1 protein-coding gene is annotated in these 1,026 nt (G+C 69.9%); it reads right to left on the minus strand.

The window, feature by feature from the left end; all coding sequences use genetic code 11:
• On the minus strand, positions 1-709 hold a 709-nt coding region (locus C1J01_RS48280; RefSeq protein ID WP_111185854.1), incomplete at its 3' end, for an alpha/beta fold hydrolase.
• Positions 710-1,026 lie beyond the last annotated feature (317 nt).

The raw sequence follows: 1,026 nt of genomic DNA on the forward strand, positions 1-1,026 counted from the left end.
CTTCCGGGGCGTCGATCACCAGGGTGGGGACCGAGACCTTGGCCAGTTCGGCGCCGCGTTCCATGCCCGACTGGTCGGCCAGGGCGTGGGCGGGCGGGCTGTGCCAGGTGCCGCTGTGGGCGGCGATGCGACGTTCCAGGGCGGCGAACTCCTCCGGGTCGAACGGCAGGACGTCGCCGTTGAGGATCCGCCAGTGGCGGATGCGCCACTCCAGCTCCGCTTCCTCGTCCCGCTCCTGACCGAGCTCCTGCCACAGCTCCAGCAGCCTGGGGTCGGGGCCCGGCAGCTCCTCGGCGCCGTTCTCCGCTCCGCCGATCAGGGCGGATCCGAAGACGGTGGCGCTGAGCAATCTGTCCGGGTGGTCGAGGAGCAACAGCTGGACCAGGGTGCCGCCCATCGACATGCCGACGATGTGGGCGCGTGCGATCCGCAACGCGTCGAGCACCGCCATCGCGTCGTCGGCCAGCGCCCGGATCGGGTACGGGCGGTCGTGGAAGGCGTGTGTGGAGCGTCCGGTGTCGCGGTGGTCGTAGCGGATCACCAAGTGCTGCTGGGCCAGGCGCTCGACCAGCTCGTCGGGCCAGCCGAGGCCGCTGGAGTTGGCACCCATCACCAGCAACAACGCCGGACGCGCCGGGTCGCCGGTCGTCTCCACCCACAGCCGGTAGCCGTCGGCGACGTCGACATAGGTCTCTCTCACTCGGGTCATGTCACACCTCATGCGCTCGGGAACGCCATGACCCTAACACAAGACGAGACGTACCGTCTCGTGTGTGGTGCTCGGCCGAGTGCTGCTTGCGGTGTGAGGCGGTGTGGCGTCGGGCCGCACACATGAACGACTGCGAGCGCCTACCCCTGCCGCACCCGCTGAGGTCCTGAGGGGGAGGTCCCATGGGGCAGTTGAGGTGCTGAGGAGGAGGAGGGGGCTGAAGGCCGGCTCGTGTGGATGCTCCAGGGGCGGAAGAGCGTCCCAAGGTCGAGGCGGGACGGTGGGCGGCGACGTGGAAGGGAGCGGAGGGCTCGTAG

The sequence above is a fragment of the Nonomuraea aridisoli genome, assembly GCF_003236395.1.
Classification (GTDB): domain Bacteria; phylum Actinomycetota; class Actinomycetes; order Streptosporangiales; family Streptosporangiaceae; genus Nonomuraea; species Nonomuraea aridisoli.